Here is a 23,606-nt window from a genome sequence, read left to right as displayed (position 1 = left end):
ACGGAGGAACGTTTCATCCTAGCCCCGGACCTCCGACATCGGGTTCGCCGCATCAGGTCGGATCGGAGGCCATCTCCCACATCTTCGGCGAACGCCACAGCGCGCTGGTGGTCAGCGACCGGATCATCTCCATCTCCTTGGGCAGCCGGTTGTAGAGCTTCATGAACAGCTCTTCGGCCTCCAGCAGCTCCGCCGTCCAGTCGCGGCGGTTGATGGCCATGCAGGTGAAGAAGTCGGCATCCGAGAAGTCCAGCCCTTCCCAGTTCAAGTCTTCGTAGCGGGGCATCCAGCCCAGCGGGCTCTCGACGGCGTGCGCCTTGCCGCGGGCGCGGCCCACGATCCACTGCAGCACTCGCATGTTCTCGCCGAAGCCGGGCCAGAGGAACGTGCCGTCCTCGTCGCGGCGGAACCAGTTCACCTGGAAGATGCGCGGCGGGTTGGGCACCTTCCGACCGAACGAGAGCCAGTGGTTGATGTAGTCGCCCATGTTGTAGCCCGCGAACGGCAGCATCGCGAACGGGTCGCGGCGTACGACACCCTGCGTACCGAATGCCGCGGCGGTCGTCTCGGAGCCCATCGTCGCCGCCATGTACACGCCGTAGGCCCAGTTGAAGCTCTGCGTGATCAAGGGAATGGTGCCGGCTCGGCGCCCGCCGAACACGAACGCGCGAATGGGGACGCCGGCCGGGTCGTCCCACGACTCGTCGAGGGCGGGGTTGAGGGTCGCCGGCGAGGTGAACCGGGAGTTCGGGTGGGCCGCCTTCGTGCCGGATTCCGGCGTCCAGTCATTGCCCTGCCAGTCGATCAGGTGCGCCGGTGTCTCACCGTCCATCCCCTCCCACCACACGTCGCCGTCGTCGGTGAGGGCGACATTGGTGAAGATCGTGTCGCTGCGCACGGATGCCATGGCCGCCGGATTGGTGGCGTTGGAGGTGCCGGGGGCGACCCCGAAGTACCCGGATTCGGGGTTGATGGCGTACAGCTTGCCGTCATCGCCCGGTTTGATCCAGGCGATGTCGTCGCCGACCGTGGTGACCTTCCAGCCCTTGTCGGAGAACGCCGGCGGCGGCACCAGCATCGCGAAGTTCGTCTTGCCGCAGGCGCTCGGGAACGCGGCGGCGACGTAGGTCTTCTCCCCCTCCGGGTCGGTCACCCCGAGGATGAGCATGTGCTCGGCGAGCCAGCCCTCATCCCGCGCCATCGACGACGCGATCCGCAGCGCGAGGCACTTCTTGCCCAGCAGCGCGTTGCCGCCATAGCCGGAGCCGTACGACCAGATCTCCCGGGTCTCGGGAAAGTGGACGATGTACTTCTCGTCGGGGTTGCACGGCCACGCGACATCCTGCTGGCCGAGCGCGAGCGGGGCTCCCACCGTATGCATGCACGGCACGAAGTCGCCATCGGCGCCGAGGACCTCGGCTGCGCCCTTGCCCATGCGCGTCATGATCTTCATGCTCACGACGGCGTACGGCGAATCGGTCAACTGCACGCCGAGGCGCGCGATCGGCGATCCGAGCGGCCCCATGCTGAACGGGACGACGTACATCGTGCGGCCGGTCATGCAGCCGGCGAACAGGTCGCGGAGGATGCCGCGCATCTCGCGCGGGTCCATCCAGTTGTTGGTGGGTCCGGCATCCTCCTCGCTGCGCGAGCAGATGAAGGTGCGCTCCTCGACGCGGGCGACGTCGCTCGCATCACTGCGTGCGAGGAAGCTGTTCGGGCGCTTGTCGGGATTGAGGCGGATGAACGTGCCGGCCTGGACGAGCTCCTCGCACATCGCCTCGTACTCTTCATCCGACCCGTCGCACCAGTGGATGTCGGCCGGCGTACACAGCTCGGCCATCTCCTCCACCCAGGCGATGAGTGCTTCGTTCGTGATCCACACCGGTGTGCTCATAGCCCGAGCATGCCCGCTGACGGCGCCGGGCGCCAGGGTTGCGCGTCGATGCGAACCATCGCCCGTCGCGGGCGGCGAACGACAAAACCCCCGATAAATCGGGGGTTCTCATCTGTAGCAGGAGCGGGGCTTGAACCCGCGACCTCACGATTATGAGTCGTGCGCTCTCACCAACTGAGCTACCCTGCCGCGACGCACCCGAAGGTGGTGTGCGAGCCCCGAGTCAGGATTGAACTGACGACCCCTTCCTTACCATGGAAGTGCTCTGCCACTGAGCTATCGGGGCGTGCTGCCCGCGTGCGGACAACTCATCGAGAATACCACCCACGCGGCGTCCCGACGAATCGAGGTCAGCTCCCCGCGTGCTCGAACATCCACGCCATCGGGTCGACCCGGGTGGTGCCACCGAGCAGCACCTCGAAGTGCAGGTGCGCACCGGTCACCTTGCCGGTCGCGCCGACCGTTCCGAGCACGTCGCCGACGCTCACGGTGTCGCCGGGCGCGACGTTCAGCGAGCCGTACTGCATGTGCGCGTACCGGGTCGAGACGATCTCGCCGTCGATGACGTGGTCGATCATGACGTTGACGCCGTAGTCGCCGCCGGCCTCCGTCGCGATGCGGACGGTGCCGTCGGCGATCGCATGGATCTCGGCGCCGGCGCCGGGCGTGAGGTCGACGCCGTTGTGTGCCGACGCGAACGTCGCGAGGTAGCTCGACGAGCCGTAGGCGGCCGAGATCGGCACGCCGACCTCGAAGGGCCACTGCACGTCGGCGTTCGGGTTGTTCACCCAGGTGTTCGCGAACTGCGTCACGCCGGCTTCTGCGGCGAGGTCGGCGAGCGAGGCGACGTTGTAGGTGTCGGTGCGGTTGAGCGCGAGCGCCTCGGTGTCCGACGCGGTGACGTACGCCTGGATGTCGGCTTCTTCTTCGGTCGCGGCGGTGCCGACGGCGCGGATGTCGGTGGATGCCGACGACGCAGCGAGCGCGGCGGGTCCTGCGGTGCCGAAGGCGAGCAGCCCGACCACACCCATGACGCCGATCGAGAAGGATGCCGCGGTGATGCGGCCGGCGATCGCGCGCCCCGAGATGCGACGGCGCGGCGCCAGGTGCACGGCGGGAACGAACTCGGTCGGTGCGCTCGCGGCCGTGCGGACCGGAACCTCACCCGTGAAGGAGAAGAGCCGTGCGGCGCGCTCGAACTCGTCGACGCTGCATTCGGACTGTCCGGCGAACGTCGCCGGCACGACGACGGGTTCGAGGACGGGCTCGTCGTGCGCCAGTTCCTGCGCGGCGGGAGCGGGCACAGAATCGCCGGGCGTCGCGATGGTGCGAGCCCGGCGTCGGAGGGGACGTGCGGGGACCTGTGCGGTCACGTCACCGTGAGTGCCGGCTGAGGCGATGACGGTCGCGATGACGGCGGCCTGTGCGGTCGCGTCGACGATCGGCGTTTCGACCGCGGGCGATGCCTCGTTCTGGGCCTCGACGACGGGGGCATCGACAACGGATGCCGTCGTCTCGACCTGCGCACCCGCCTGCTGCCGACGCCATTCCGCGCGCGTCATCGCAGCCTGCGCGACGGGCGCAGTGGCAGCGAGACGGCTGGAGCGGCGCGTGGGCGCGGCGTCAGCCGGTCGGGGGGCGAGGGTCAAAGGGCAGGCTCTCGTCGTTCAGCCGAGCGGGGGTCTCGGATGGGCTTCATCGGGGGCTTCGATCACTTCACCGTCGGGCCGGCAAAGGTAACGATCGGGTAAACACTATCGGCATCCGCCTGGGAATGCCATGGACGACTCACCGATATATGACCGCGGCGAGTCGCTCGAACAGTTCAGGCGCGGCCGCGAGCGTCATCGTCCGCCCGGGCGCCCCGTCGGGCTGACCACCCATGCGCCCGCCCGCTTCGAGGACGAGCAGGCCGCCGGCGGCGTGATCCCACGGGTACAGCCCCCGCTCGAAGTACGCGTCGAGCCGGCCGGCCGCGACGAACGCGAGATCGAGTGAGGCGGCCCCTGCACGACGGATGTCGCGCGCCAACTCGAACGCGCGGGTCACACGGTCGAGATCGCCCGCGCGGGTCGCAGGGTCGTAGCCGAATCCGGTCGCCACGAGCGCGCCGGCGGGGCCCGGTTCGCTCACCGCGAGGCGCTGCTCGCCGAGCCACGCGCCGCCGCCGCGCGTCGCGTGAAACAGCTCGCCGGTCGCCGGATTGTGCACGACGCCGACTTCGGCGCGCCACGAGCGGGCGTCGGGCTCACCGGTGACGGCGGCGATGCTCACTGCGTAATGGGGGATGCCGTAGGCGTAGTTCACGGTGCCGTCGATCGGGTCGACGACCCACGTCACGCCGGTCTCACTGCGCGCGGCGTCGGACTCCTCGCCGAGGAAACCGTCACCCGGGCGCGCTGCGGCCAGACGGTCGCGCACGAGCTGCTCGACCTCGCGATCAGCCTCGGTGACGATGTCGGCGATCGTCGACTTCGTCGCGGCGATCGACACCCCCTCCGATCGCCTGCGGCGGGCGAGCGCACCTGCCTCACGAGCGATCTCGAGAGCGAGCGGCAACAGGTCGGGGGCATCCACCATGCCTCCACGCTACGCGCACTACCGTGGTGCCATGAGCGCCGCCCCACCCATCCACGACGTCGTCATCGTCGGCGGAGGCCACAACGCCCTCGTCGCCGCCGCCTACCTCGCCCGCTCGGGGCTCAGCACCGTCGTGCTGGAGCGATTGGACCACGTCGGCGGGGCGGCCGTGTCGGAGCGCCCCTGGGCAGGCGTCGATGCGCGACTGTCGCGCTATTCCTACCTGGTGAGCCTGCTCCCCCGCCGCATCCTCGATGACCTCGGCATCTCACTGGAGCTTCGCCGCCGACGCTATTCGTCGTACACGCCCGACCCGCACGACCCGGCACGCGGCATCCTGGTCGACAACGGCGACGCGTCGGCGACCGCCGCATCGTTCCTGCGCACGACCGGGGATGCAGACGAGGCGGCCCGATTCGCCGCGTTCTCGCAGCGGATGCTGCCGCTGTCGCGCACGTTGTTCCCCACCGTCACCGAACCGCTGCGTCGTGCAGGCGACGTCCGTGCCCTGACTGCGGACGACGACCTGTGGCGAAGTGTCGTCGAAACCCCGCTCGGCACGTTGCTGCGCGACTCGCTCGAGACGGACATCGCCCGCGGCATCGCCCTCACCGACGGACTGATCGGCACCTTCGCAACGGCCGACGACGTGTCGCTGCGGCAGAACCGCTGCTTCCTCTATCACGTGATCGGCGGCGGCACCGGCGACTGGGACGTGCCCGTCGGCGGCATGGGGCAGGTGAGCGGCGCGCTCGAGCGGGCCGCTCGGGATGCCGGCGCCGACCTTCGCACCGGCGTCACCGTCTCCGCCATCACCCCCGACGGCGAGGTGACACTCGACAGCGGGGAGGTGATCCCTGCCCGCCTCGTGCTCGCCGGCGTCGGCCCCGCCGTGCTCGACGACCTGCTTGCCGCGGGCGGCGGCGATGCCCTCGGCGCCGAACGCCCCGAGGGCGCGCAGGTGAAGGTGAACATGCTGTTGCGGCGACTCCCCCGGCTGCGTGATGAGTCGGTCGCGCCCGAAGCGGCGTTCGCCGGCACGTTCCACATCAACGAGACGCTCACGCAGCTCGACGCCGCGCATGCCACGGCCGCAGGCGGTGGCATCCCCGATCCGCTCCCCGCCGAGATCTACTGCCACTCCCTCACCGACCCGAGCATCCTCTCGCCTCGGCTGCGAGAAGAAGGCGCCCACACACTGACCCTGTTCGGTCTGCAGGTGCCGCACCGGCTCACAACGGGCGTGGACCGCGACCGCGTTCGCGACGACCTCCTCACCGCGGCGCAGCGCTCACTCGACGCCGTGCTCGCGGAGCCGATCTCCGATGTGCTCTATGAAGCGCCCGACGGCAGCCCGTGCATCGAAGCGAGGACCACGGCAGACCTCGAGGAGTCGCTGGCCATGCGCGGCGGCGACATCTTCCACGGGTCGCTGTCGTGGCCGTGGGCCGGTGACGATGAGGCGCTCGAGACGCCCGCGCAACGCTGGGGCGTCGCCACCGCGCACCCTCGCATCCTGGTGTGCGGGTCGGGCGCGCGCCGCGGCGGTGCCGTCAGCGGCATCGGGGGCCACAACGCGGCGATGGCCGCGCGCGAAATCCTCGCGCGCTGACCGTCACTCGCGACCCCTCAGCCCCAGGTTCGCGAGCCCTCGCACTATTCGCGAGCCCACACGATTCCGGACGCAGAATCGTGTGGGCTCGCATCAGCTGTGTGGGCTCGCCGCTCAGCGCGGCGGCGCGGGCGGCGGCGGATAGCTCTGGTATCCGGGCTGCGCGTCGGGTGCGGCGGGCGGCTGGACGGGATCGGGCAGCGGCGGAGCGGCAGGCACCGACGGCTGTTCGATCGCGGCCGGTGCGGGCGCCGCCTGCGGAGCGCCCTGCGGGAAGGTCGGCTGGCCGGTGTAGTAGGCGTTCCAGTCGGGCGCGCCGTCGGGCATGACCGGCAGCGGGGTACGTCCGTCGGCGTAGGTGGGCCAGGCGACCGGCCCGGGCTGCGGCACGGCCTGGGCGACGGGCTTGGGCGTGCGCGGCGCGAAGAGCGCATTGACGAGCGGCACGAGTGCCGTGCCGACGGCGGCGAGGATCGCGAGGGCGACCACGATGCGCCAGTACAGGTCGCCGAAGTCGGTGTACTCGTCGAGCATGAGCGGCAGGACGAGCAGCACGACGAGGATCACGACGAGGGCGATGGTCACATACGTGACGATGCTCGTGAAGGTCGTCTGGTGGCGCAGGTACGCCTTCGTGAACAGCCACACGTGCAACAGGGCAAGTTGGACGATCACGACCATGAAGAAGAACTTCGAGAACCGGTCGAAGCCGCCCATGAAACCGTCGTACGGCATCCAGATGAGGAACGCGCCGAGCAGCAGGATCACGACCCACGACGTCATGCTCGCAAGCGCCAGCCATGCAGGTCGGCGCGATGCCAGGCTGGCCTCGAGGATCGAGATCCCCGCGAACGCGGCGAGCAAGAGGATCGTGAGGAACGCCTTGCCGATCATGCCGTCGGCATCCCCGATCAGCACCCACACGACGCAGACGACCGCCGCCGCGATCAGCGCGCCGATCGCGACCCAGATGGCCGCGCGCAGCAGCTTCGACGATGACGGACTGGTGATCGGTTCACTCATTGCCTGTTCCTCCCCCGCGGCGTCGCCGCTGCGACCATCCTGGCACGGAGACAGCGCGGAACGACGAAGGGCCCCGCATTCGCGGAGCCCTTCACAATCGGTGGCGAGTGAGGGATTCGAACCCCCGAAGTCGAAGACGGCTGATTTACAGTCAGATCCCTTTGGCCACTTGGGTAACTCGCCAGGCGCACCCGCCCGGCTTGTGCAGTCGACCGGAGGCGCGAGTACCTATCTTAGCCGCACGTTCAGCAGTGCGAAAACCATGCCCGTCACGGCTCGGCGATGCGCTCCACGAACGCCTCGATCCGGTGTTTCGTGCCGTCGATGCGACGGTCCACGCTCGCCCGGATCTCGCCCGGCGCGAGCGGCGCCGCGAGCCGCACGTTCTCGTGGCACGACAGGTCTGCGCAGATGTACGTGCCGACGCTGTCGCCTCGGTCTCCGGCATCCCCGGCTCTGCGCGCCGTGAACAGCGCAACCTGATCGCCCGGCTGCATCGTGTGGCAGAGGTTGCACATCGCCGGGTGCGCATGCGACGAACCGCCACCGGCGCGCAGCACGATGCCGGTCGCGGCGCCGTCGAGTTCGGCGACGAGGTAGCCGCGACCACGCGTGCGAGGATCGCGCCACGCGAAGAAGTCGAGGTGGTCCCACTCGACGAGAGGAAAGTCCAATGGCAGCGCGAGTCGGTCCCGCTCGTCGTCCGATGCGTTGACGAGCACCGCCCGCACCTCGTGTTCGGTGAGGGCCTGCATGCGGTCAGTCTACGAAACCGGGCGCGGTCAGCCGCTCGCCCAGATGAACAGCGCAATGGCGACGATGAGCCCCAGCACGGTGCCGACGATCGGCCATACGTAGCCGGCCTTGCGCGTGAACGCGATGACGAGCCCGACGATGCCGAGCACAGCGGCCAGTGCCCCGCCGAGGATCGCGATCGGCAGCGCGGCGAACAGGAACCACACGAAGTTCTCGTCGACCGTCGCGGTCAGCGCGAGCACGGCGATGCCCGGCACGATGCTGAGGCACGCGACGATGACGGCGACGACGCCCCAGGCGCGCTGCGCAGTCACGGACACGGGGGGCGTTGTCATGCCCACACCCTACGACCCGGCCGGGACGCGGCTCGGTAGACTCCTCGGCATGGCTGACTCTTCGTTCGACATCGTCTCCAAGATCGACCGCCAGGAGGCGGACAACGCGCTCAACCAGGCGCGCAAGGAGGTCGAGCAGCGCTACGACTTCAAGGGCACCGATGCGTCGGTCGAGTGGAGCGGCGAGGCGATCCTCATCAAGGCGAACAGCGAAGAGCGCGCGAAGGCCGTGCTCGACGTGTTCCAGTCGAAGCTCATCAAGCGCGGCATCTCGCTGAAGTCGCTCGACTCGGGCGACCCGCACGCCAGCGGCAAGGAATACCGCATCGTCTCGACGCTGAAGGAAGGCATCTCGCAGGAGAACGCCAAGAAGATCGGCAAGATCATCCGCGACGAGGGCCCGAAGTCGGTCAAGTCGCAGATCCAGGGCGACGAGCTGCGCGTGCAGTCGAAGTCGCGCGACGACCTGCAAGAGGTGCAGCGTCTGCTCAAGGCCGCCGACCTCGACGTCGATCTGCAGTTCGTCAACTACCGGTAGGCCTAGTCGGGCGTTGAGACGTTCATCACCGACGCCTTCGCTGATCAGGCGTAGCGAGGTTTTCTGACGTGCTACCAGGAATCCTCGGCGCATTCGAGACGCCCATTGCGGGTGCGAGGCTGGTCATCATTCCGGGCTGCTGTTCGCCTGCTCGGCGATGTCGGTCAGTGCGAGGATTCGTGCCTCGAGCGCGCGCAGAAGTGGTTCGCGTCGGGTGGTCTTGAGCAGCTCGTTGATGTATGACTGCGCCAGGCCTGTCGCGACGAGCCCGGCGTAGGCGCTGTCTTCGATTTCTACGACGAGGTCGCTGACGGCGTCGACGTCGTCGGCGACAATCGCGTGAAGGAGTCGTGCGGCGAGGCGTTCCGGCGCGTCCATGTCGGATCCTCCTTCTCTTGTGGGTTTCTGAGGTCGCGTGTGCCGCGCGGTGAGGGGTCTCTCCCGTCGTGCGGACGAGACCCCTCACGCGTGGTCCTTGCTGCGGAGGCGGCCATGATCGCGGCGAGGTCGCCTGCGATCGCGGACGCGGTCACGCGTCGATGCTGCGGTTCTCCTGCTGGACGATCTTGTCGCCGCTGGTGATGCCGATCTTGCGCGGCTTGGCGCGCTCAGCGATCGGGATGCGCAGGCGCAGCACCCCGGCGGTGTAGTCGGCATCGACGTGCTCAGTATCGAGCGAGTCCCCGAGAACGAGCTGTCGGCTGAAAACACCCCAGGTGCGTTCGGCGGCGACGGAGTTCGCGGCATCCGGCATCCGGCTCAGGCGTTCGGCTCGGATGGTGAGGACGTTGCGTTCCACATCGATGTCGAGCTTGTCCGGCTCGATGCCGGGCAGGTCGAGTTCGACGACGAACTGGTCGCCCTCGCGCCACGCGTCAAGCGGCATGCTCGACGGGCGGCTGACGGTTCCGAAGACCTGCTGTGTGAGGCGGTCGAGGTCGCGGAACGGGTCGTGTTGCAGCAGCATTTCGGATCTCCTCCTGTTCACATGTACTGGTCGACATTCGACGATCTATATCGAATGCAGTAGATTTTGTACCTCAACTTGGACAGCAATGCAAGTACTGTTCTCAGTGAACGTCGGAGGTGAGCGGTGATGTCGGAACCGGATCGAGACCCGGGCCGGACGCGGGGGGTGTATAGCATCGCGATCGCCGCGGAGCTGGTGGGCGTGGGCATTCAAACCCTCCGCTTGTATGAGTCCCGCGGACTCGTCGACCCAGCCCGCAGCGCGGGCGGGACACGGCGATACAGCGACGCCGACGTCGACGTGCTTCGGCGCGTCGTTCGCCTCCTCGCGGAAGGCGTCAACCTCGCCGGAGCACGCCAGATCATCCAGCTCGAAGACGACAACCACGCCCTCCGAGCGATCATTGCCGCCTCTAAGAGTACGAACGGCGAATGACGCGCACGCAGTCGCGACTCCACTGCGACGGGGAACGCCAGGGGCACGCGCGACCGAGTGCGATCTTGCGAGTCGAGAGCTGCCCGATGTCGATGCGACGTTGCTGGATGCTTTGGTTGACCGCATCCGCTTCGTCGTTCGAGGCCGTGACGAGCGCGACGCGCTTGCGTTGTCCCATCCAGCGGAACCACGCGTCAACCATCTGTTCGCGTGCCGCATCTTCGCTCGCGCTCGCTGAGACGGCATCGTCAGCCGTACGCGATGAAGCGCGCGGTCGTGCCGCGGAACGTGCTCGGGGTCTGGCCGGGCAGGGCGGAGCCGCTTGGGGGGCCGGGCGGCGACTCCGAGCCGTCGTGCGCGAGTCGGCGGTGGGTGTCACGGCGGGTACCTCGCAGGCGCATGATCTCGCCGGCACCTGACAACAGCCGGGCGGTGATCGGCTTGAAAGACGGGATGGCGACCGGCTTGCGACTATGCGGCTTCAGCATGGCTCTGACATTCGATGCAGGCGGCCGCGGACGGCAGCACCTCGAGTCGCGCGGGCGCGATCTGGTTCCCACACCGGACGCAGCGTCCGTACGTGCCGGCAGAGATACGGTTGAGCGCCGCGGTGATCTGGTCGACGGCGAGGCGGTGGGATGCCGTGGCCTGGTAGGCGACCGGGTCGACGCTTGGCGCAGCGAACGGCTGGAGTTCCTGTATCGCCAACAGCCGCTCGTCGAGCTGCCGCTCGAGCTCGCGCTGCAGTGCAGCGATCGGGACGGTGTCGGGCGTTTCGATGGTCATGAATCCTCCTGGATAAACAAAATCGCGCCGCAGGTGCGACGCGATGGGGTGTCCGGTTCGACCGGTTCGACGGAACCAGTCTCACGGAGGCGCGGCGCCCCAGGCGAGCGGCGTGGACAAGCCACCCGCGACGCTCTGCCGGGGCGGGAGCACCTCGTGGCGTGCGCCAGCGACGTCGGCCACTGCCGTCACGACGGAGGCGTCGATGAGACGCTCCGTACGGTGGCGACAGGTGTTCGTGGTCATGGTCATCACCATAGCCCGGTTGCAAAAAAAGGCAAGTCAGCGGATTTTTTTGTGCAAGGGGGTCGCGAGTTGACATTCTCTGGAAGGCGGCTATGGTCGGGGGTTCACCCGCCAGCCAATCAGGGGAAGTGAGGCATCATGTCAGGCAGGTCACCGCGTGCGCGCGACGCCAAAAAAGTGGCGCAGTCGTCGCCGAAGCAGAAGCGCGCCGAGAAGCGCGCGAGCGCGCAATCCCGAGCGTTCATCAAGCCGCGCAAGGGCGCGTCCGGTTGACGAACGACGCGGGCTCCTCAGCGCGGGGAGCCCGCGGCACCCCCGCTCGACGCGCGCCAGGAAGACCTCTTCGAGCGCCGGCTGCTTCTGCTTCTGCTGTTCGAGCGGTCCGGTCAACAGCTCGATCCATCTGGCTGCCATGTCGGCGTCCTTCGCTGATGTCCATGAACCCCTGATCGCGCAGCCCGGTGACGCAACCCTCCCCGCGAACAAGCAGCGGACCCGACGGGTCAGCGCAGCGCGCCGCGGCGCAGCCAGCGCTCGAGCTGCGCGTACGCGTCCGCACGCGGCTCCGGGCGCGACAGGAACAGGTCGTGGATGCCGTCGGTGATCCGCACGATCGTCACGGCCCGTCCGATGCGGGTCGCCGCCTTCGCGATGTCGTCGACGACGAGCACGGAGTCAGAACGCGTCATGGCCTCGTTCCACTGCACGGGCGTCGTGGTGCGGGTCGACAGCATGACGAGCGTCGGGCACCCGACATCCACACCCGCAGCGATCCGGGCGTGGCCGCGCACGATCGCCGCCAGCCAGCCGGGATGCGTCGGAAAGCCACGCTCGGGCCGCCACGCCGCACGGTACTCGGGCACTGGCAGTGCGCCGATCTCGGTCTGCGCCCGGGTGTAGAACCCGAGGTCGACCTCGGGGTGCGTCCCCAACGGATCAACCGCGGCCCGCCATTGGACGAGCGGCGCGAGCGCTTGGCGCGCGAGGCCACCCACCTGCAGTTCGAGCCACGGACTGTTGAGCACCAGCGCGTCGGCGACGCCCGGATGCCGTGACGTCCAGAGCGTGAGCGTCAGACCGCCGGTCGAATGACCCATCAGCACGAGCTTGCGCCGACGACCGCCGCGCACCGCAGGATCGTGACCCATCGCGACGAGTGCTGCACCGATGTCGAGGTCGTACTCGTCGAGGTCGGCGACGTACCCCGGTGTCTGCCCGTCGCGCAGGCTCCGACCGTACCCGCGCAGATCGACCGCATGGAAGCGCGCACCAAGACGGGTCCAGAAGCGGGCCAGTTCGGTTTGGAAGAAGTAGTCCGACCAGCCGTGCACGTACAGCACGTCGACATCACGCAACGCTCCGGTGAGCGCGGCGGTGAACGACGGCATCCGGCGCACGAGGGTCGCGACCGCCCCCGCGGGCTTGGCGCCGTCGAGTTCGAGCGTCACCTGCTCGAACCCGGCTCCCAGGATGTCGGGCGACCAGACCATGCCGTCAGCGTACGCGGTGGGGCGGACGCGGCGCTCCGGAGCTACTCGCCGCGCGAGATCGAGACCATCTCGTCGCGTTCGACGACCTTGACTCGGGCACGATCGTGCGGTGCACCGAGCGCGATCTCGTGCTCGTCGAGTCGGTGCCAGCCTTCGAGGTCAGTCCACGCGACACCCCGGCTGGCGAGCAGTTCGACGACTGCCGCCTCGGAGGGATCCTCCGGGCTCCACCACGACCCCTGATCGTTGATCAGGTGCCGGACCGTCTCCATCGCATCAGACTTCGTGTGGCCGATCAGCCCCACGGGACCGCGCTTGATCCACCCGGTCGCGTACACGCCGGGCACACGCTCGTTCGAACTCTTGCGCAGCACCTGACCCTCGTGGTTCGGGATGACGCCGTGCTTCTTGTCGAATGGCACACCTTCCAACGGTGAGCCGAAGTACCCCACGGCCCGGTAGAGCTGACCGATCTGGACCGTCCGCAGCTCACCGGTGCCCTCCACACCACCCTCGCCGTCGGGTCGCGTGCGCTCATAGACGAACGACGAGACGTTGCCCTCGGCATCCTTCTGCACTTCGACAGGCTTGGCGTAGAAGTGCAGGTGGAGTCGGCGTGAGGCCTCACCACCCGCGTTGTTCACGCTGGGGCGCTGCCGCCAGGACTGCAGCACGCGGTCGATCACCATGACCTGCTTGTTCGAGGCGATCGCCGCCTTCGAGGCCTCGTCGTAGTCGAAGTCCTCGTCGTAGACGACCATGTCGACGTCGCGCAGTTCGCCGAGTTCTCGCAGCTCGAGGGGGGTGAACTTAACCTGGGCGGGGCCGCGGCGGCCGAACACGTGCACATCGGTGACCGGCGACGCCTTCAGACCTTCGTACACGTTCGCGGGGATCTCGGTGGGCAGCAGGTCATCGGCGTGCTTGGCGAGCACGCGCGCCACATCGAGCGCGACATTGCCGTTGCCGATGACGGCGACCGACTCGGCATCGAGCGGCCATTCGCGAGGGTAGTCGGGGTGCCCGTCGTACCAACTCACGAAGTCGGCCGCACCGTACGAACCGTTCGCCTCGATGCCCGGAATGTCGAGGTCGGCGTCGCGGACCGCCCCGGTGGCGAAGATGACGGCGTTGTAGTGCCGCTTGAGGTCGTCGAGCGTGATGTCGGTTCCGAAGTGCACGTTGCCGAAGATGCGGATATCACCCCGGTCCAGCACTTCGCGCAGCGCGTTGATGATGCCCTTGATGCGCGGGTGGTCTGGGGCGACACCGTACCGTACCAGCCCGTAGGGCGCCGGAAGGTGGTCGAACAGGTCGATCGACACATCGAACTTGCGCTCCGCCTTCAACAGGATGTCGGCCGCGTAGATGCCGGCGGGTCCCGCGCCGACGATGGCCAGCCTGAGCTTGGTCATTGGAGTCCTTCCGAAGGGCGCGGGACGAGCGTCGCGCGGGTCAGTGGGAACGGTCGACGACGACCTGGGCGAACCGGGTGAGCGCCTCGCGGACCGGCCCGTCGGGCAGTGCCTCGAGCGCGGCAACGGCCGCTTCCGACCACTCGACGGCCAGTCGCCGTGTCGCCTCCGTGGCACCGTGCTCTCGCAGGCGCCCGAGCGGCTCGTCGAGGATCGCCGGATCCGCACCGTCGGCGATGCGGGCGACACCGTCGTCGATCGTCGCCTTCAGCGAGCGTGACGCGGGGTCATCGGCGCGGCCGAGCAGCAGGTACGGCATGGTCGGCACACCGGCACGCAGATCGGTGCCGGGCACTTTGCCGGTCTCTTCGGCGTCGGCTGACAGGTCGATGACGTCATCGAGCAGTTGGAAGGCGACACCCACCTTCTCGCCGAAGTCCAGCACCGCCTGCTCGTACGCAGCCGGCGCGTCCGAGAAGAGGACGCCGACCTGCGCTGCGGCCGCGATCAGCGAGCCGGTCTTATCGGCGAGCACCTGGATGTAGAAGTCGACCGGGTCATCGCCGGCCTGCGCGCCGAGCGTCTCGTGCATCTGGCCGAGCACGAGCCGCTCGAAGGTGTCGGCCTGCAGACGGATCGCGCGCTCCCCGATCTGGGCCATGAGCTGGCTGGCGCGGGAGAAGAGCAGGTCGCCCGTGAGGATCGCGACGTTGTTGCCCCAGACGGCGTGTGCGCTGGGCACGCCGCGGCGGGTGTCGGCACCGTCCATGACGTCGTCGTGGTACAGCGAGCCGAGATGAGTGATCTCCAAGGCCGCGGCGCCCGAGATGACGTGATCGGTGGTGCCGTTGCCGAGTTGTGCCGTGAGGATCGCGAGCATGGGTCGCAGTCGCTTGCCGCCGGCCTCGTACAGGTAGCGGGTGGTTGCGTCGGCGAGGGCATCGGTCACCCTGAGCTCCACCGCGAGCGCCGCTTCGACGCGTTCGAGTCCGTCTTCGACGGTTCGCAGGAGCTTGCGCTGCTTCGGGCCCGCGAGGATGCGCTCGGTCATGCCGATGCGGCCCGCAAGCTGCGAGCCGGGCGCGGAAGGGCTCGGAGTCACCCTTCCAGCCTACCGGGCCGCGCCGACGACGGTCAGCGGCCGGTCACTGCGCCGGGCTTGGTTCCCCGGTGCAGTGCGACGATGCCGCCCGACAGGTTGCGGTGTGCGACATCCGACCATCCTGCCTCGCGCATCCACCCTGCCAACGTGCGCTGGTCGGGCCAGTCCCGGATCGACTCGTTCAGGTAGTCGTACGCCACGGCGTTCGAGCTGAAGGCGCGCGCCACGACGGGCAGGACGCGGTTGTTGTAGAAGCCGTAGAGCGCGGCGAACGCACGCGACGGCGGGTGTGAGAACTCGCAGATGACGACCCGCCCACCGGGCGCGGTCACCCGCAGCATCTCTGCCAGCGCGACCTTGGGCTCGATGACATTCCGCAACCCGAACGAGATGGTCACCGCGTCGAACTCGTCGTCGTCGAACGGAAGGGCCGTCGCGTCGGCCTGCTCGAACGAGAGATTCGGGATGCCGCCGTGCCGACGACGCCCCTCGGCGATCATGCCCCGCGAGAAGTCGGCCGCGACGACGTCGGCGCCGCCGCGGGCGAGCGAGACCGAACTGGCGCCCGTGCCTGCCGCGAGATCGAGGATGCGCTGCCCCGGCCTCGGGTCGATCGCCCTCGTGGTCGCGATGCGCCACAGCTTGTCGTTGCCGAGACTGAGCACCGTGTTGGTGCGGTCGTAGCCTGCGGCGACCTCATCGAACATGCCGCTCACGCGGGAGGGGTCCTTGCCGAGATCGGCGCGGTTCGGCTCTGCAGTCACGGTTCGAGCCTAGGTCACCGAGGGACCCGGGTACTCGGCGGGTCGGTCGAGCACCGAGAGCCAATGGCGGGCGGTGCGCGCATCGAAGGGCGGCTCGTGCGCGGTGACCGCGCGAAGCAGTTCATCGGCGGTCGCTTCGAGCCGCGCCATCACCGATGGCGGGTATCCGTACGCGACACTGTGCTCCTCCCATTCGTCGACGTCGTCGATCCAAATGCCGCGGCCGGCGTGGTCGACGACATCCAGGTCCATGTCGATGCCGCCGGGTACGCCGTCGCGCCATCCGGCATCCCAGGCGAGGTCGATGTAGACGCGGGTGGGATGCGGCGGCGCGTTCATCGTGAGCGCCCAGGTGCCACCGGGTGGGAGCAGGGTGACGTTGCCGAACTCCGCGACGAACTCCCGGCCGGGGCGAGCACTCCCCCACCCCGGATGCTGCCCGAACCAGTCACCATGCGCGTCGGCACCGAGATACCGGCAGTCGTGCACCCAGTGCGGCGACCCGTCCCACTTGCGCCAGACGAACCGCAGACGCGTTCCGGGTGCGGGTCGCTCGTCCATCCCCCGAGTGTGGCACGCGGCGCGGCGCGGTCGCCGCGGCCACCGGTCGTAGGCTGGACAGGTGAGTTCCGCTCTGCCGCCCGTCAAGCTGTGCGTCGTGACCCGCGAGGTCGATCCGGGCACGGTCGAGGAACTGCTTGAGCTGACATCGCCGCGTGATCCGCTCGTGTGGTCGCGACGGGGCGATGTCATGGTCGGCGGTTCCGCTGTGGCGGAGATGACGGCCTCGACCGCGGCCGAGGCGGCACGCTGGTGGCGCGGGGTCTGTGACAACGCCGAGGTCGACGACCCCGTCGGACTGCCCGGCACCGGACTCGTCGCCTTCGGCGCGCTCCCGTTCGACGCCCGGTCGGGCCGCAGCGGCACGCTGCGCGTGCCCGAGGTGCTCATCGGCCGTCGCGGCGGTCACGCCTGGATCACGCACGTCGGGCTCGGGTCCGCCCCGACGGCCGATGCACCGCGGCCCACGCCGTTCGGCGCGCATTGGGCGCCGACGCTCGGCCCCGGCACCCTCACCCCGGAGGGCTACCAGGCAGCCGTGCGCGCAGGCCTCGACGCGATCGCCGCCGGGGAGGTCGAGAAGGTGGTGCTTGCCCGAGACATCGCGGGCACCGTGCCGCCCGGCGCAGACCTGCGCCGGCTGGTGCGCGCGCTTTCGACCGCTTACCCCGACACGTGGACGTACGCCGTCGACGGACTCATCGGCGCGAGCCCCGAGACGCTCGTGACCGTCGCGGGCGGCACGGTCACGGCCCGGGTCCTGGCGGGCACCACCGCGCGCGGTGCGGATGCCGACGCCGACACGGCGGCATCCCTCGCCCTCGCGACCAGCGTGAAGGACCTCGACGAGCACGAGTACGCGGTGCAGTCGGTGCTGCGTTCGCTGCGCCCGCACACGTCGGCGCTCGTCGCCGCGGAGGAGCCGTTCACCCTCAAGCTGCCGAATGTCTGGCACCTCGCCACCGACGTGGAGGGGACGCTGAGCGACGCGGCGTCGGCGCTCGACCTGCTCGGGGCACTGCATCCCACCGCCGCCGTCGCCGGCACTCCGACCCAGGTCGCCATGGACGTCATCCGCCGGCTCGAGCCGTTCGATCGGGGGCTGTACGCGGGACCGGTCGGCTGGATCGACGCCGCCGGTGATGGCGAGTGGGCAATCGCGCTGCGCTGCGCGCAGTTCGACCTGTCGGCGATCCCGCCGGGCGGTCGCGACGACATCCCGTTCACTGCTCATGCCGGTGCGGGCATCGTCGCCGGCAGCGACCCCGAGACCGAGATGCTCGAGACGAGGGTGAAGTTCCGCCCGATCGTCGACGCCCTGGCGTGAGGGTCAGGCTCACTTCTTCGATAGCTGACGCAGTGCAGTGTCCTGGATGTTCTTGTGTGCAGCCGTCCGACGTGCGATCAACGCCTTGATCGCCTTCGTCTTGTCGGCACCGTCCGGCAGATCCTGCGCCTCCGCCAGTTCTCCCTCGATCTCGTCGAGCTGGCGTAGCCACCAGATGTCATTGAACAACCGGAACGCTTCCAACGCATCCTCCGCGCCGACTCGGTCTGCGTTCAAGAACCGCTCGGACAGCCCCGCTGCCACGGCGGCTGGTCCCCAACCGTCCAACTCGCTGATCTTGGCACCGTTGATGTACACCAGCACATACGAATCGCCTTCCACCACCGGCGCTTTCGTCTCGCTCCAGCAGAGCTTGCCGTCGACGACCACGAACTGCTCACCGTTGCGCTCGAACGTGCCATCCTCGGAGACGATCTCGCCGCTGTCCGCATCGATGTGCGCAGGGATGAGGGTGTTCCCGTCCGGGTAGAGGAGCACGTAGCCGGCCTTCGTGAGCGGCTTGCCCGGCGAGCTGAGATTCACACGCCACGTCATCACCCGGTCGTTGTCGCCGTCGATGAGCTTGTCGACAGTGCGTCCGATGAGTTTCGTGGCTGTCTTCGCAACCGTGACCCAAGCCGCGCCTGCGGGCCCGGACACCGCAAACACCGGTAGCGCGGCGGCTGTCGCCGCGGCGTCCACCCAGGACTCGAACGTCTTCTTGTTGAATCGGTCGAACGCGAAGCGAATTGTCACGTCGAGCTCTTGGCTGAGTTCCGCGGGCGAATAGTAGACGACGTCGGATCCGGGTTCATCCGCCCGAGAACTGAGGAGCCGCCCGTACTCGAGACGTTGGTACATGTAGTGCATCGCGAGTGGCTTGGCGTTCTGCAGCAATGGGCTGCGAACCGCCGACGTCAAGATCGCATCCCGTCCGCGTTTGTGCGCGTCGTCACCTGGAAACACGCTGACGATTCGGATGCTGAGCGGTCGACCCGGCCGGATTGGTGAGGGCTTCGGTCCCTTCGTCGACTCGTCGGGGAGGACGACGTGCGAGTCGAGCACCTCGATCGCGTCCTCGAACACACTGATCGCGTCTTTTGCACCGACTAACGGCATCGTGAACTCCCCAGTCCCCATCGGCGCCCGGGTCGGCGCCACTCACAATGAGTAGTAGTCCTCTTACGTGCAACGGTCAAGACCCGCACCCGCGGGTCCGAGCCGACGATTGGCTCAGACCGTTCAGCGAGACGAAACGCCCGCCACCGCTCAGGTGGCGGCGAGTCTCGCGCGCTCGGCCGCAACGTCGAACGACGCCGCGGGCCACTGCGGATCGATGCGCTCCAGCGCATCGATGACGAGCTGTTGCACGGCGAGCCGGGCGTACCACTTGCGGTCGGCTGGGACGACGTGCCAGGGCGCCACTTCGCTCGAGGTTCGCTCGAAAACCGTCTGATACGCGGCCATGTAGTCGGGCCACAGCTTGCGCTCATCGACATCGCCCGGGTTGTACTTCCAGTGCTTGTCCGGTCGGTCGAGCCGCTCCATCAATCGGGACTTCTGCTCGTCGGGCGAGATGTGCAGCATGACCTTGACGACGTGCACGCCGCTGATGTCGAGATGCGTCTCGAACGCGTTGATCGCGTCGTACCGGCGTTCGATCTCATCTGGCGACGCCAGTTCGCGCACCTTGCCGATGAGCACGTCTTCGTAGTGCGATCGGTCGAACACACCGATGTACCCGGCCGCCGGCACCTCCTTCTCGATGCGCCACAGGAAGTCGTGTGCGAGCTCTTCCTCGGTCGGCTTCTTGAAGGCCTTCAGATGCACGCCTTGCGGGTCGGTGGCGCCGATCACGTGCCGCACGATACCGCCCTTGCCGGCAGAGTCCATCGCCTGCAGCACCAGCAGCAGCGACGGCGAGCGCGGGTTCGCCCGGCTCTGGGCGAACAGGCGTTCCTGCAGTTCGTCGAAGCGCCCCTCGGCGGCCGCGAGATCCCTCTCGCCCTGCTTCTTGCCACCGGTGTAGCCGGGCGTGGATGCCGGGTCGACATCGGCCAGTCGGAACCCGTCACCGACCCGCAGCAGTTCGGTCGGTTCGGTACTCCACACGTTCGCGCTCATTCCGCCATCATGGCGGAAGCCCACCTCAACGTTCCAGAGCGACCTCGATGAGCTGCCGGCCACCGACCGGCGAGGTGAGCGCCTGATCCAGCGCCGACCGGGTCGCGACCCGTTGATACTCCCAGCCGTACGCGGTTGCGAGTTGCTCCAGCCGGACCGTGTGCGGGGTGTACAGCACGCGATCCATGGCATCCGCGCCGGCCACCGTCGCCACTTCGAGCCCGTCGAAGATCGTGCCGCCGCCGTCGTTGCCGACGATGACCTGAATGCGGGGCTCGACCTCCCCTGGAGGCAGCAGCAGCGCCCCGACGTCGTGCAGGAGGGCGAGATCGCCCGAGAGCACCCGCGTGACCCCGGAGGCGCCGCCGGACTGACTGGCCAGTGCGATGCCGAGGCCCGTCGCGACCGTGCCGTCGATGCCGGCGAGTCCGCGATTGGCGTGCACCGGCACCTTCTTGCCACCCAGCAGCTGGTCGGCGACCCGCACGAGACGCGACGAGGCGAACAGCAGCCGGTCGTGCGGCCACGTCGCGCGCCACACCGCATCGACGAGCGCCGCGCGGTCGATCCGGGCCCGGATGATGCTGAGTTCGGCAGAGATCGCACCGAGTCGCGTCTCGGGTTCAGCCGACGCAAGCGCGTCTGCGTCCGGGGCCGCAGGGCTCAGGTCGACGGCGGCGTCACGTGATGCCCGCATCCACGCACCGAGCCACTCCTTGTCGGGGTCTCCCGGCGCCACGGCGACGGCATCCGCAGCCACCGTCGCACCGTTGAGATTGAGTGGTTCACCGGGCCCGCGCACGGCGATCACCTCGACGTCGTCTCGCGAGAGCACGGCGGTGACCTCGCGGCTGAGGGTCGGGTGCCCGAAGACGACGACGCGCTCGATGCGCCCGCCGAGATCGCCGTCCGTCAGCAGTGCGCGATACCCGTGCACGACGTGGCGCCCGAACCGCGAGCCGCTGACGATCTCGGCGATCAGCGGCCACGCGCCGGCGTGCGCGAGCGACTCGGCGGACGGACCGGCGTCGGCGCCGGCGACGACCACGGTGCGCGGTCCGCGATCGAGCATCGTCGGCGCGTCATCGGCATCGGCGGGCAGGTCGGACTCGCCCACGCCCCCGCCGCCCTGATACAGCGCACCCCACGGCTGCGGCTCGTCGGCGACATCGACGATCGCGTCCTCTGCGGACGCCTCCGTGGGTGGCACCTCGACGCCGAACCACGTCGGCAGGGCACCGGCGAGCGGTTCCCGCACGGGAAGGTTCAGGTGCACGGGCCCGGCGGCGCGGGCTCCGACGCCGAGTGCCGCAGCGAACGCGTCATCGGCGAGCGTGCGGAGCATGACGGTCTGCTCCGCCGTGCCGTCATCGTCGATCGCTTCGGGGACTGGCACATCGGCCTCGAACCGCATGTTCGGCGAGAAGATGCCGGGTTGGCGGGTGGTCTGGTTCGCGCCAACACCGCGCAGTTCGGGCGGCCGGTCAGCTGTCAGCAGCAGCAGCGGCACACCGGCGTGATGGGCCTCGAGTGCGGCGGGCAGCAGATTCGCGACGGCAGTGCCGGACGTGCAGATGACCGCGGCCGGCACACCGGTCTCGCGGCCGATGCCGAGCGCCGTGAACCCCGCAACGCGCTCATCGATGCGCACATGCACCTGCACGCGCCCGCGGGCTTCGAGTTCTGCCGCGGCGAGCGCGAGCGCCTGCGAGCGGGACCCGGGGCTGACGACCACGTGCGCCACGCCCGCATCGACCAACCGGCCGAGGAGGGCAGCGGCCGCGTCCGTCGCCGGCGCCCGGTCGAGTCGGTCGGTCATCTCAGGCGCGGGTGTCGCGGCCGTCGCCGTCGTCGTCGGACGTGCCGCTATCGGACGGTGTCGGGGAATCGGTTGCAGGATCTTCACCCGGCTCGACGGCACCGTCGGCGGCGTGCCAGCGCGGGTCGTCGTCTTCTGCATCCAATGCGGCGAGCTCTTCTTCGAGCCGGCGGATGCGCTCGTCCTGGTCGGCGATCGAGCCGATCGAGCCGAGGAACTCGGGGTTGTCGTCGGGAGCCCGGAACACCGGCATGGTGCGCTTTCGGGCACGTCCGACGACGAACCACAGGATGCCGCCGAACACCGGCAGCAGGATGATGATGAGGATCCAGACCGGCTTGCTCACGCCGCGGTGCCGCGTGGGTGCCTGCAGGGCGCAGTCGACGATGCTGTAGATCCAGAACGCGACCAGCAGCAGGCCCAACGGGATGAGAACACGCGCCACATCACCATCCTAGGCGGGCAGTGCGTGCTCCGGCGGCGGCCTGACGCCCGCGGTCATGCGACGTAGGATCGAGGTATGCGTGCCCGCTCCGTGATCATCTACAGCGTGCTGCGCCTGTTGGCGTTCCTCGTCCCCTTCGGACTGATGATGCTCATCCCGGTGCTGCGGGAGTACTACTGGCTGGCCGCGATCTTCGCCGCGCTCATCGGGCTGAGCCTGTCGATGCTGTTCCTGCGAAAGCCCCTCAACGACATGACGGCCGGTATGGCCGATGCCAGAGCCGCCCGCGATGTCGACGCCAAGCGCCCCGCGCAGCCGACCGACGAAGAGGTCGAAGACCGCCTCGAGTGACGGTGCTGCCGCACAGCCGACCGGTTCTCAGCCGACGAGGGCCCAGGTGAGCAGCGCGCCGTACAGGACGCTCGTCAGCGACGTCACACCGAGTGCGACGACCAGTTCGCGCGGTGCGCGGTAGGTCCAGACGATGAGCGTCGCGGCTGCGGCGGGCATGAGTGCCAGGAGCGTGAGCCAGGCGATCGGGTAGACCTGCGTGAACAGGATCGCGATGGCGAACGGCACGACCATGAGCACCGTGAACAGCCCCTGCGTCGCACGCCGCCCGATCAGCACGCTGAGGGTGCGTTTGCCGGCGAGCCGGTCCTGATCGATGTCGCGCAGGTTGTTCGCCAGCAGCACGGCGCACGCGAGCGCACCGGCGGCGATACCGCCGAGCCACGCTTCCTGCGGCACGCCACCCGACTGCACGAATGCAGTGCCGACGGTGGCGACCAGCCCGAAGAAGACGAAGACGAACAGTTCGCCGAGCCCGGCGTAGCCGTAGGGGCGCTTGCCGCCGGTGTAGAACCAGGCGGCCAGGATGCAGGCGGCGCCGATCGCCAGCATCCACCAGTGCTGCGTGCGCACGACGATCGCGACACCGGCGATCGCAGCGATCGCGAAGAAGACGAGTGCAACGGTGAGCACGGCGCGAGGCTTCGCCTTGCCGGATGCGGTCAGCCGCGCCGGCCCGACGCGGTGGGCGTCGGTGCCGCGGATGCCGTCGCTGTAGTCGTTCGCGTAGTTCACGCCGATCTGGAGTGCGACGGCGACGGTCAGACACGCGAGCGCGAGCACCCAATGGAAGCGGTTGTCGACGAGCAGCGCCGCGCCGGTGCCGATCGCGACGGGCGTGATCGCCAGCGGGAGCGTGCGCAGCCGTGCCGCGCCGATCCAGTCCTTGGCGGTCGCCGGCGTCACGCGGCGTGGGCCGGCGGTGCGCACCTTCTGGGGATTGCCGCGCGAGGGCTGCTGCTTCTTCGTATGTTGCTTCTTGGAGGCGCGCTTGCCGCGCGAGGATGCTGCCACGAGGGGAGATTCTAGT

27 protein-coding genes and 3 tRNA genes are annotated in these 23,606 nt (G+C 68.8%); 5 read left to right on the top strand and 25 right to left on the bottom strand.

Annotated elements, in window-relative coordinates; all coding sequences use genetic code 11:
- Positions 1–52: 52 nt before the first annotated feature.
- From ACSF8R_RS00515 to ACSF8R_RS00495, 5 genes are all read right to left on the bottom strand, one after another.
- Positions 53–1,897 carry a phosphoenolpyruvate carboxykinase (GTP) gene (locus ACSF8R_RS00515; protein ID WP_434809881.1) on the bottom strand — a complete coding sequence of 615 codons (1,845 nt, stop codon included), beginning with the start codon at positions 1,895–1,897 and terminating at the stop codon, positions 53–55.
- 115 nt (positions 1,898–2,012) lie between these two features.
- A tRNA-Met gene (locus tag ACSF8R_RS00510) sits at positions 2,013–2,086 on the bottom strand.
- 25 nt (positions 2,087–2,111) lie between these two features.
- Positions 2,112–2,183, bottom strand: a tRNA-Thr gene (locus ACSF8R_RS00505).
- Positions 2,184–2,247: 64 nt separating this feature from the next.
- Entirely contained in the window at positions 2,248–3,459 is a 1,212-nt protein-coding gene (locus ACSF8R_RS00500) for a peptidoglycan DD-metalloendopeptidase family protein (protein ID WP_434809879.1), read from the bottom strand.
- Between the two features lie 226 nt (positions 3,460–3,685).
- Complete coding sequence (locus ACSF8R_RS00495; RefSeq protein WP_434809878.1) at positions 3,686–4,477, bottom strand: inositol monophosphatase family protein; 792 nt, start codon at positions 4,475–4,477, stop codon at positions 3,686–3,688.
- A gap of 31 nt (positions 4,478–4,508) precedes the next feature.
- Here ACSF8R_RS00495 and ACSF8R_RS00490 point away from each other — a divergent pair, with 31 nt between their 5' ends.
- Positions 4,509–6,089: a phytoene desaturase family protein gene (locus ACSF8R_RS00490; RefSeq protein ID WP_434809877.1), complete on the top strand. Its 1,581-nt coding sequence runs from the start codon at positions 4,509–4,511 to the stop codon at positions 6,087–6,089.
- Between the two features lie 114 nt (positions 6,090–6,203).
- On the opposite strand, the gene ACSF8R_RS00485 is transcribed toward ACSF8R_RS00490, so the two are convergent.
- From ACSF8R_RS00485 to ACSF8R_RS00470, 4 genes are all read right to left on the bottom strand, one after another.
- Positions 6,204–7,112 carry a hypothetical protein gene (locus ACSF8R_RS00485; protein WP_434809876.1) on the bottom strand — a complete coding sequence of 303 codons (909 nt, stop codon included), beginning with the start codon at positions 7,110–7,112 and terminating at the stop codon, positions 6,204–6,206.
- Positions 7,113–7,213: 101 nt separating this feature from the next.
- Positions 7,214–7,295, bottom strand: a tRNA-Tyr gene (locus ACSF8R_RS00480).
- An 86-nt stretch (positions 7,296–7,381) separates the two neighbouring features.
- The gene (locus ACSF8R_RS00475; protein WP_434809875.1) at positions 7,382–7,867 is read right to left on the bottom strand and encodes an FBP domain-containing protein; all 486 of its coding nucleotides are present in this window, start codon (positions 7,865–7,867) and stop codon (positions 7,382–7,384) included.
- Positions 7,868–7,894: 27 nt separating this feature from the next.
- Entirely contained in the window at positions 7,895–8,203 is a 309-nt protein-coding gene (locus tag ACSF8R_RS00470) for a hypothetical protein (RefSeq protein ID WP_434809874.1), read from the bottom strand.
- Positions 8,204–8,252: 49 nt separating this feature from the next.
- Here ACSF8R_RS00470 and ACSF8R_RS00465 point away from each other — a divergent pair, with 49 nt between their 5' ends.
- Positions 8,253–8,741: a YajQ family cyclic di-GMP-binding protein gene (locus tag ACSF8R_RS00465; protein ID WP_434809873.1), complete on the top strand. Its 489-nt coding sequence runs from the start codon at positions 8,253–8,255 to the stop codon at positions 8,739–8,741.
- Positions 8,742–8,867: 126 nt separating this feature from the next.
- Here the strand turns inward: ACSF8R_RS00465 and ACSF8R_RS00460 are convergent, their stop codons facing one another.
- Both ACSF8R_RS00460 and ACSF8R_RS00455 read right to left on the bottom strand, forming a co-directional pair.
- Entirely contained in the window at positions 8,868–9,119 is a 252-nt protein-coding gene (locus ACSF8R_RS00460) for a hypothetical protein (protein WP_434809872.1), read from the bottom strand.
- 151 nt (positions 9,120–9,270) lie between these two features.
- Positions 9,271–9,708 carry an Hsp20/alpha crystallin family protein gene (locus ACSF8R_RS00455; RefSeq protein ID WP_434809871.1) on the bottom strand — a complete coding sequence of 146 codons (438 nt, stop codon included), beginning with the start codon at positions 9,706–9,708 and terminating at the stop codon, positions 9,271–9,273.
- 129 nt (positions 9,709–9,837) lie between these two features.
- Here ACSF8R_RS00455 and ACSF8R_RS00450 point away from each other — a divergent pair, with 129 nt between their 5' ends.
- Positions 9,838–10,146, top strand: a complete 309-nt coding sequence (locus tag ACSF8R_RS00450; RefSeq protein WP_434809869.1) for a MerR family transcriptional regulator — start codon at positions 9,838–9,840, stop codon at positions 10,144–10,146.
- 248 nt (positions 10,147–10,394) lie between these two features.
- Here ACSF8R_RS00450 and ACSF8R_RS00445 read toward each other — a convergent pair whose 3' ends face one another.
- The 9 genes from ACSF8R_RS00445 to ACSF8R_RS00405 form a co-directional block, all read right to left on the bottom strand.
- The gene (locus ACSF8R_RS00445) at positions 10,395–10,634 is read right to left on the bottom strand and encodes a hypothetical protein (RefSeq protein WP_434809868.1); all 240 of its coding nucleotides are present in this window, start codon (positions 10,632–10,634) and stop codon (positions 10,395–10,397) included.
- A complete protein-coding gene (locus ACSF8R_RS00440) occupies positions 10,618–10,932 on the bottom strand; it encodes a TraR/DksA family transcriptional regulator (RefSeq protein WP_434809867.1) in 315 nt (104 codons plus the stop codon). Before ACSF8R_RS00440 ends, ACSF8R_RS00445 begins: the two co-directional genes overlap by 17 nt.
- 81 nt (positions 10,933–11,013) lie before the next feature.
- Positions 11,014–11,178, bottom strand: a complete 165-nt coding sequence (locus tag ACSF8R_RS00435; protein ID WP_434809865.1) for a hypothetical protein — start codon at positions 11,176–11,178, stop codon at positions 11,014–11,016.
- 150 nt (positions 11,179–11,328) lie between these two features.
- On the bottom strand, positions 11,329–11,592 hold the full coding sequence (locus ACSF8R_RS00430) for a hypothetical protein (RefSeq protein WP_434809864.1): 264 nt from the start codon (positions 11,590–11,592) through the stop codon (positions 11,329–11,331).
- Between the two features lie 89 nt (positions 11,593–11,681).
- Positions 11,682–12,668, bottom strand: coding sequence for an alpha/beta hydrolase (locus ACSF8R_RS00425; protein ID WP_434809863.1), 987 nt, complete (start codon positions 12,666–12,668; stop codon positions 11,682–11,684).
- A gap of 41 nt (positions 12,669–12,709) precedes the next feature.
- Entirely contained in the window at positions 12,710–14,083 is a 1,374-nt protein-coding gene (locus ACSF8R_RS00420) for an FAD-dependent oxidoreductase (RefSeq protein WP_434809861.1), read from the bottom strand.
- 40 nt (positions 14,084–14,123) lie between these two features.
- Positions 14,124–15,185, bottom strand: a complete 1,062-nt coding sequence (locus tag ACSF8R_RS00415) for a polyprenyl synthetase family protein (RefSeq protein ID WP_434809859.1) — start codon at positions 15,183–15,185, stop codon at positions 14,124–14,126.
- Positions 15,186–15,217: 32 nt separating this feature from the next.
- Positions 15,218–15,892: a class I SAM-dependent methyltransferase gene (locus ACSF8R_RS00410; RefSeq protein ID WP_434810365.1), complete on the bottom strand. Its 675-nt coding sequence runs from the start codon at positions 15,890–15,892 to the stop codon at positions 15,218–15,220.
- Positions 15,893–15,958: 66 nt separating this feature from the next.
- Positions 15,959–16,510 (bottom strand): DUF402 domain-containing protein, encoded by a 552-nt coding sequence (locus ACSF8R_RS00405; RefSeq protein ID WP_434809857.1) that lies wholly within the window; start codon positions 16,508–16,510, stop codon positions 15,959–15,961.
- A 61-nt stretch (positions 16,511–16,571) separates the two neighbouring features.
- On the opposite strand from ACSF8R_RS00405, the gene ACSF8R_RS00400 reads away from it, so the two are divergent.
- Positions 16,572–17,837 carry an isochorismate synthase gene (locus ACSF8R_RS00400; protein WP_434809855.1) on the top strand — a complete coding sequence of 422 codons (1,266 nt, stop codon included), beginning with the start codon at positions 16,572–16,574 and terminating at the stop codon, positions 17,835–17,837.
- Between the two features lie 9 nt (positions 17,838–17,846).
- Here ACSF8R_RS00400 and ACSF8R_RS00395 read toward each other — a convergent pair whose 3' ends face one another.
- From ACSF8R_RS00395 to ACSF8R_RS00380, 4 genes are all read right to left on the bottom strand, one after another.
- Entirely contained in the window at positions 17,847–18,956 is a 1,110-nt protein-coding gene (locus ACSF8R_RS00395; protein WP_434809854.1) for a hypothetical protein, read from the bottom strand.
- Positions 18,957–19,106: 150 nt separating this feature from the next.
- Positions 19,107–19,961, bottom strand: coding sequence for a polyphosphate kinase 2 family protein (locus tag ACSF8R_RS00390; protein WP_434809853.1), 855 nt, complete (start codon positions 19,959–19,961; stop codon positions 19,107–19,109).
- Positions 19,962–19,986: 25 nt separating this feature from the next.
- Complete coding sequence (gene menD, locus ACSF8R_RS00385) at positions 19,987–21,780, bottom strand: 2-succinyl-5-enolpyruvyl-6-hydroxy-3-cyclohexene-1-carboxylic-acid synthase (protein ID WP_434809852.1); 1,794 nt, start codon at positions 21,778–21,780, stop codon at positions 19,987–19,989.
- A 1-nt stretch (position 21,781) separates the two neighbouring features.
- Positions 21,782–22,225, bottom strand: a complete 444-nt coding sequence (locus ACSF8R_RS00380) for a PLD nuclease N-terminal domain-containing protein (RefSeq protein WP_434809851.1) — start codon at positions 22,223–22,225, stop codon at positions 21,782–21,784.
- 75 nt (positions 22,226–22,300) lie between these two features.
- Here ACSF8R_RS00380 and ACSF8R_RS00375 point away from each other — a divergent pair, with 75 nt between their 5' ends.
- A complete protein-coding gene (locus ACSF8R_RS00375; protein ID WP_434809850.1) occupies positions 22,301–22,576 on the top strand; it encodes a DUF4229 domain-containing protein in 276 nt (91 codons plus the stop codon).
- A gap of 27 nt (positions 22,577–22,603) precedes the next feature.
- Here the strand turns inward: ACSF8R_RS00375 and ACSF8R_RS00370 are convergent, their stop codons facing one another.
- Positions 22,604–23,590 carry a 1,4-dihydroxy-2-naphthoate polyprenyltransferase gene (locus ACSF8R_RS00370; protein WP_434809849.1) on the bottom strand — a complete coding sequence of 329 codons (987 nt, stop codon included), beginning with the start codon at positions 23,588–23,590 and terminating at the stop codon, positions 22,604–22,606.
- Positions 23,591–23,606 lie beyond the last annotated feature (16 nt).

The organism is Microbacterium sp. bgisy189 (genome assembly GCF_965345345.1).
GTDB lineage: Bacteria > Actinomycetota > Actinomycetes > Actinomycetales > Microbacteriaceae > Microbacterium.
Note: the sequence above shows the minus strand (reverse complement) of the source record. Positions and strands in the feature narration are given on the sequence as shown.

Excerpts from the sequence above, each read along its gene's own strand:
- ACSF8R_RS00465 (WP_434809873.1), top strand. The coding sequence starts at position 8,253 with ATGGCTGACTCTTCGTTCGACATCGTCTCCAAGATCGACCGCCAGGAG.
- ACSF8R_RS00455 (WP_434809871.1), bottom strand. The coding sequence starts at position 9,708 with ATGCTGCTGCAACACGACCCGTTCCGCGACCTCGACCGCCTCACACAG.
- ACSF8R_RS00460 (WP_434809872.1), bottom strand. The coding sequence starts at position 9,119 with ATGGACGCGCCGGAACGCCTCGCCGCACGACTCCTTCACGCGATTGTC.
- ACSF8R_RS00495 (WP_434809878.1), bottom strand. The coding sequence starts at position 4,477 with ATGGTGGATGCCCCCGACCTGTTGCCGCTCGCTCTCGAGATCGCTCGT.
- menD (WP_434809852.1), bottom strand. The coding sequence starts at position 21,780 with ATGACCGACCGACTCGACCGGGCGCCGGCGACGGACGCGGCCGCTGCC.
- ACSF8R_RS00440 (WP_434809867.1), bottom strand. The coding sequence starts at position 10,932 with ATGACCATCGAAACGCCCGACACCGTCCCGATCGCTGCACTGCAGCGC.
- ACSF8R_RS00470 (WP_434809874.1), bottom strand. The coding sequence starts at position 8,203 with ATGACAACGCCCCCCGTGTCCGTGACTGCGCAGCGCGCCTGGGGCGTC.
- ACSF8R_RS00395 (WP_434809854.1), bottom strand. The coding sequence starts at position 18,956 with ATGCCGTTAGTCGGTGCAAAAGACGCGATCAGTGTGTTCGAGGACGCG.
- ACSF8R_RS00425 (WP_434809863.1), bottom strand. The coding sequence starts at position 12,668 with ATGGTCTGGTCGCCCGACATCCTGGGAGCCGGGTTCGAGCAGGTGACG.
- ACSF8R_RS00435 (WP_434809865.1), bottom strand. The coding sequence starts at position 11,178 with ATGACCACGAACACCTGTCGCCACCGTACGGAGCGTCTCATCGACGCC.
- ACSF8R_RS00445 (WP_434809868.1), bottom strand. The coding sequence starts at position 10,634 with ATGCTGAAGCCGCATAGTCGCAAGCCGGTCGCCATCCCGTCTTTCAAG.
- ACSF8R_RS00420 (WP_434809861.1), bottom strand. The coding sequence starts at position 14,083 with ATGACCAAGCTCAGGCTGGCCATCGTCGGCGCGGGACCCGCCGGCATC.
- ACSF8R_RS00405 (WP_434809857.1), bottom strand. The coding sequence starts at position 16,510 with ATGGACGAGCGACCCGCACCCGGAACGCGTCTGCGGTTCGTCTGGCGC.
- ACSF8R_RS00375 (WP_434809850.1), top strand. The coding sequence starts at position 22,301 with ATGCGTGCCCGCTCCGTGATCATCTACAGCGTGCTGCGCCTGTTGGCG.
- ACSF8R_RS00390 (WP_434809853.1), bottom strand. The coding sequence starts at position 19,961 with ATGAGCGCGAACGTGTGGAGTACCGAACCGACCGAACTGCTGCGGGTC.
- ACSF8R_RS00450 (WP_434809869.1), top strand. The coding sequence starts at position 9,838 with ATGTCGGAACCGGATCGAGACCCGGGCCGGACGCGGGGGGTGTATAGC.
- ACSF8R_RS00490 (WP_434809877.1), top strand. The coding sequence starts at position 4,509 with ATGAGCGCCGCCCCACCCATCCACGACGTCGTCATCGTCGGCGGAGGC.
- ACSF8R_RS00515 (WP_434809881.1), bottom strand. The coding sequence starts at position 1,897 with ATGAGCACACCGGTGTGGATCACGAACGAAGCACTCATCGCCTGGGTG.
- ACSF8R_RS00485 (WP_434809876.1), bottom strand. The coding sequence starts at position 7,112 with ATGAGTGAACCGATCACCAGTCCGTCATCGTCGAAGCTGCTGCGCGCG.
- ACSF8R_RS00475 (WP_434809875.1), bottom strand. The coding sequence starts at position 7,867 with ATGCAGGCCCTCACCGAACACGAGGTGCGGGCGGTGCTCGTCAACGCA.
- ACSF8R_RS00500 (WP_434809879.1), bottom strand. The coding sequence starts at position 3,459 with ATGACGCGCGCGGAATGGCGTCGGCAGCAGGCGGGTGCGCAGGTCGAG.
- ACSF8R_RS00410 (WP_434810365.1), bottom strand. The coding sequence starts at position 15,892 with ATGTTCGATGAGGTCGCCGCAGGCTACGACCGCACCAACACGGTGCTC.
- ACSF8R_RS00430 (WP_434809864.1), bottom strand. The coding sequence starts at position 11,592 with ATGGCAGCCAGATGGATCGAGCTGTTGACCGGACCGCTCGAACAGCAG.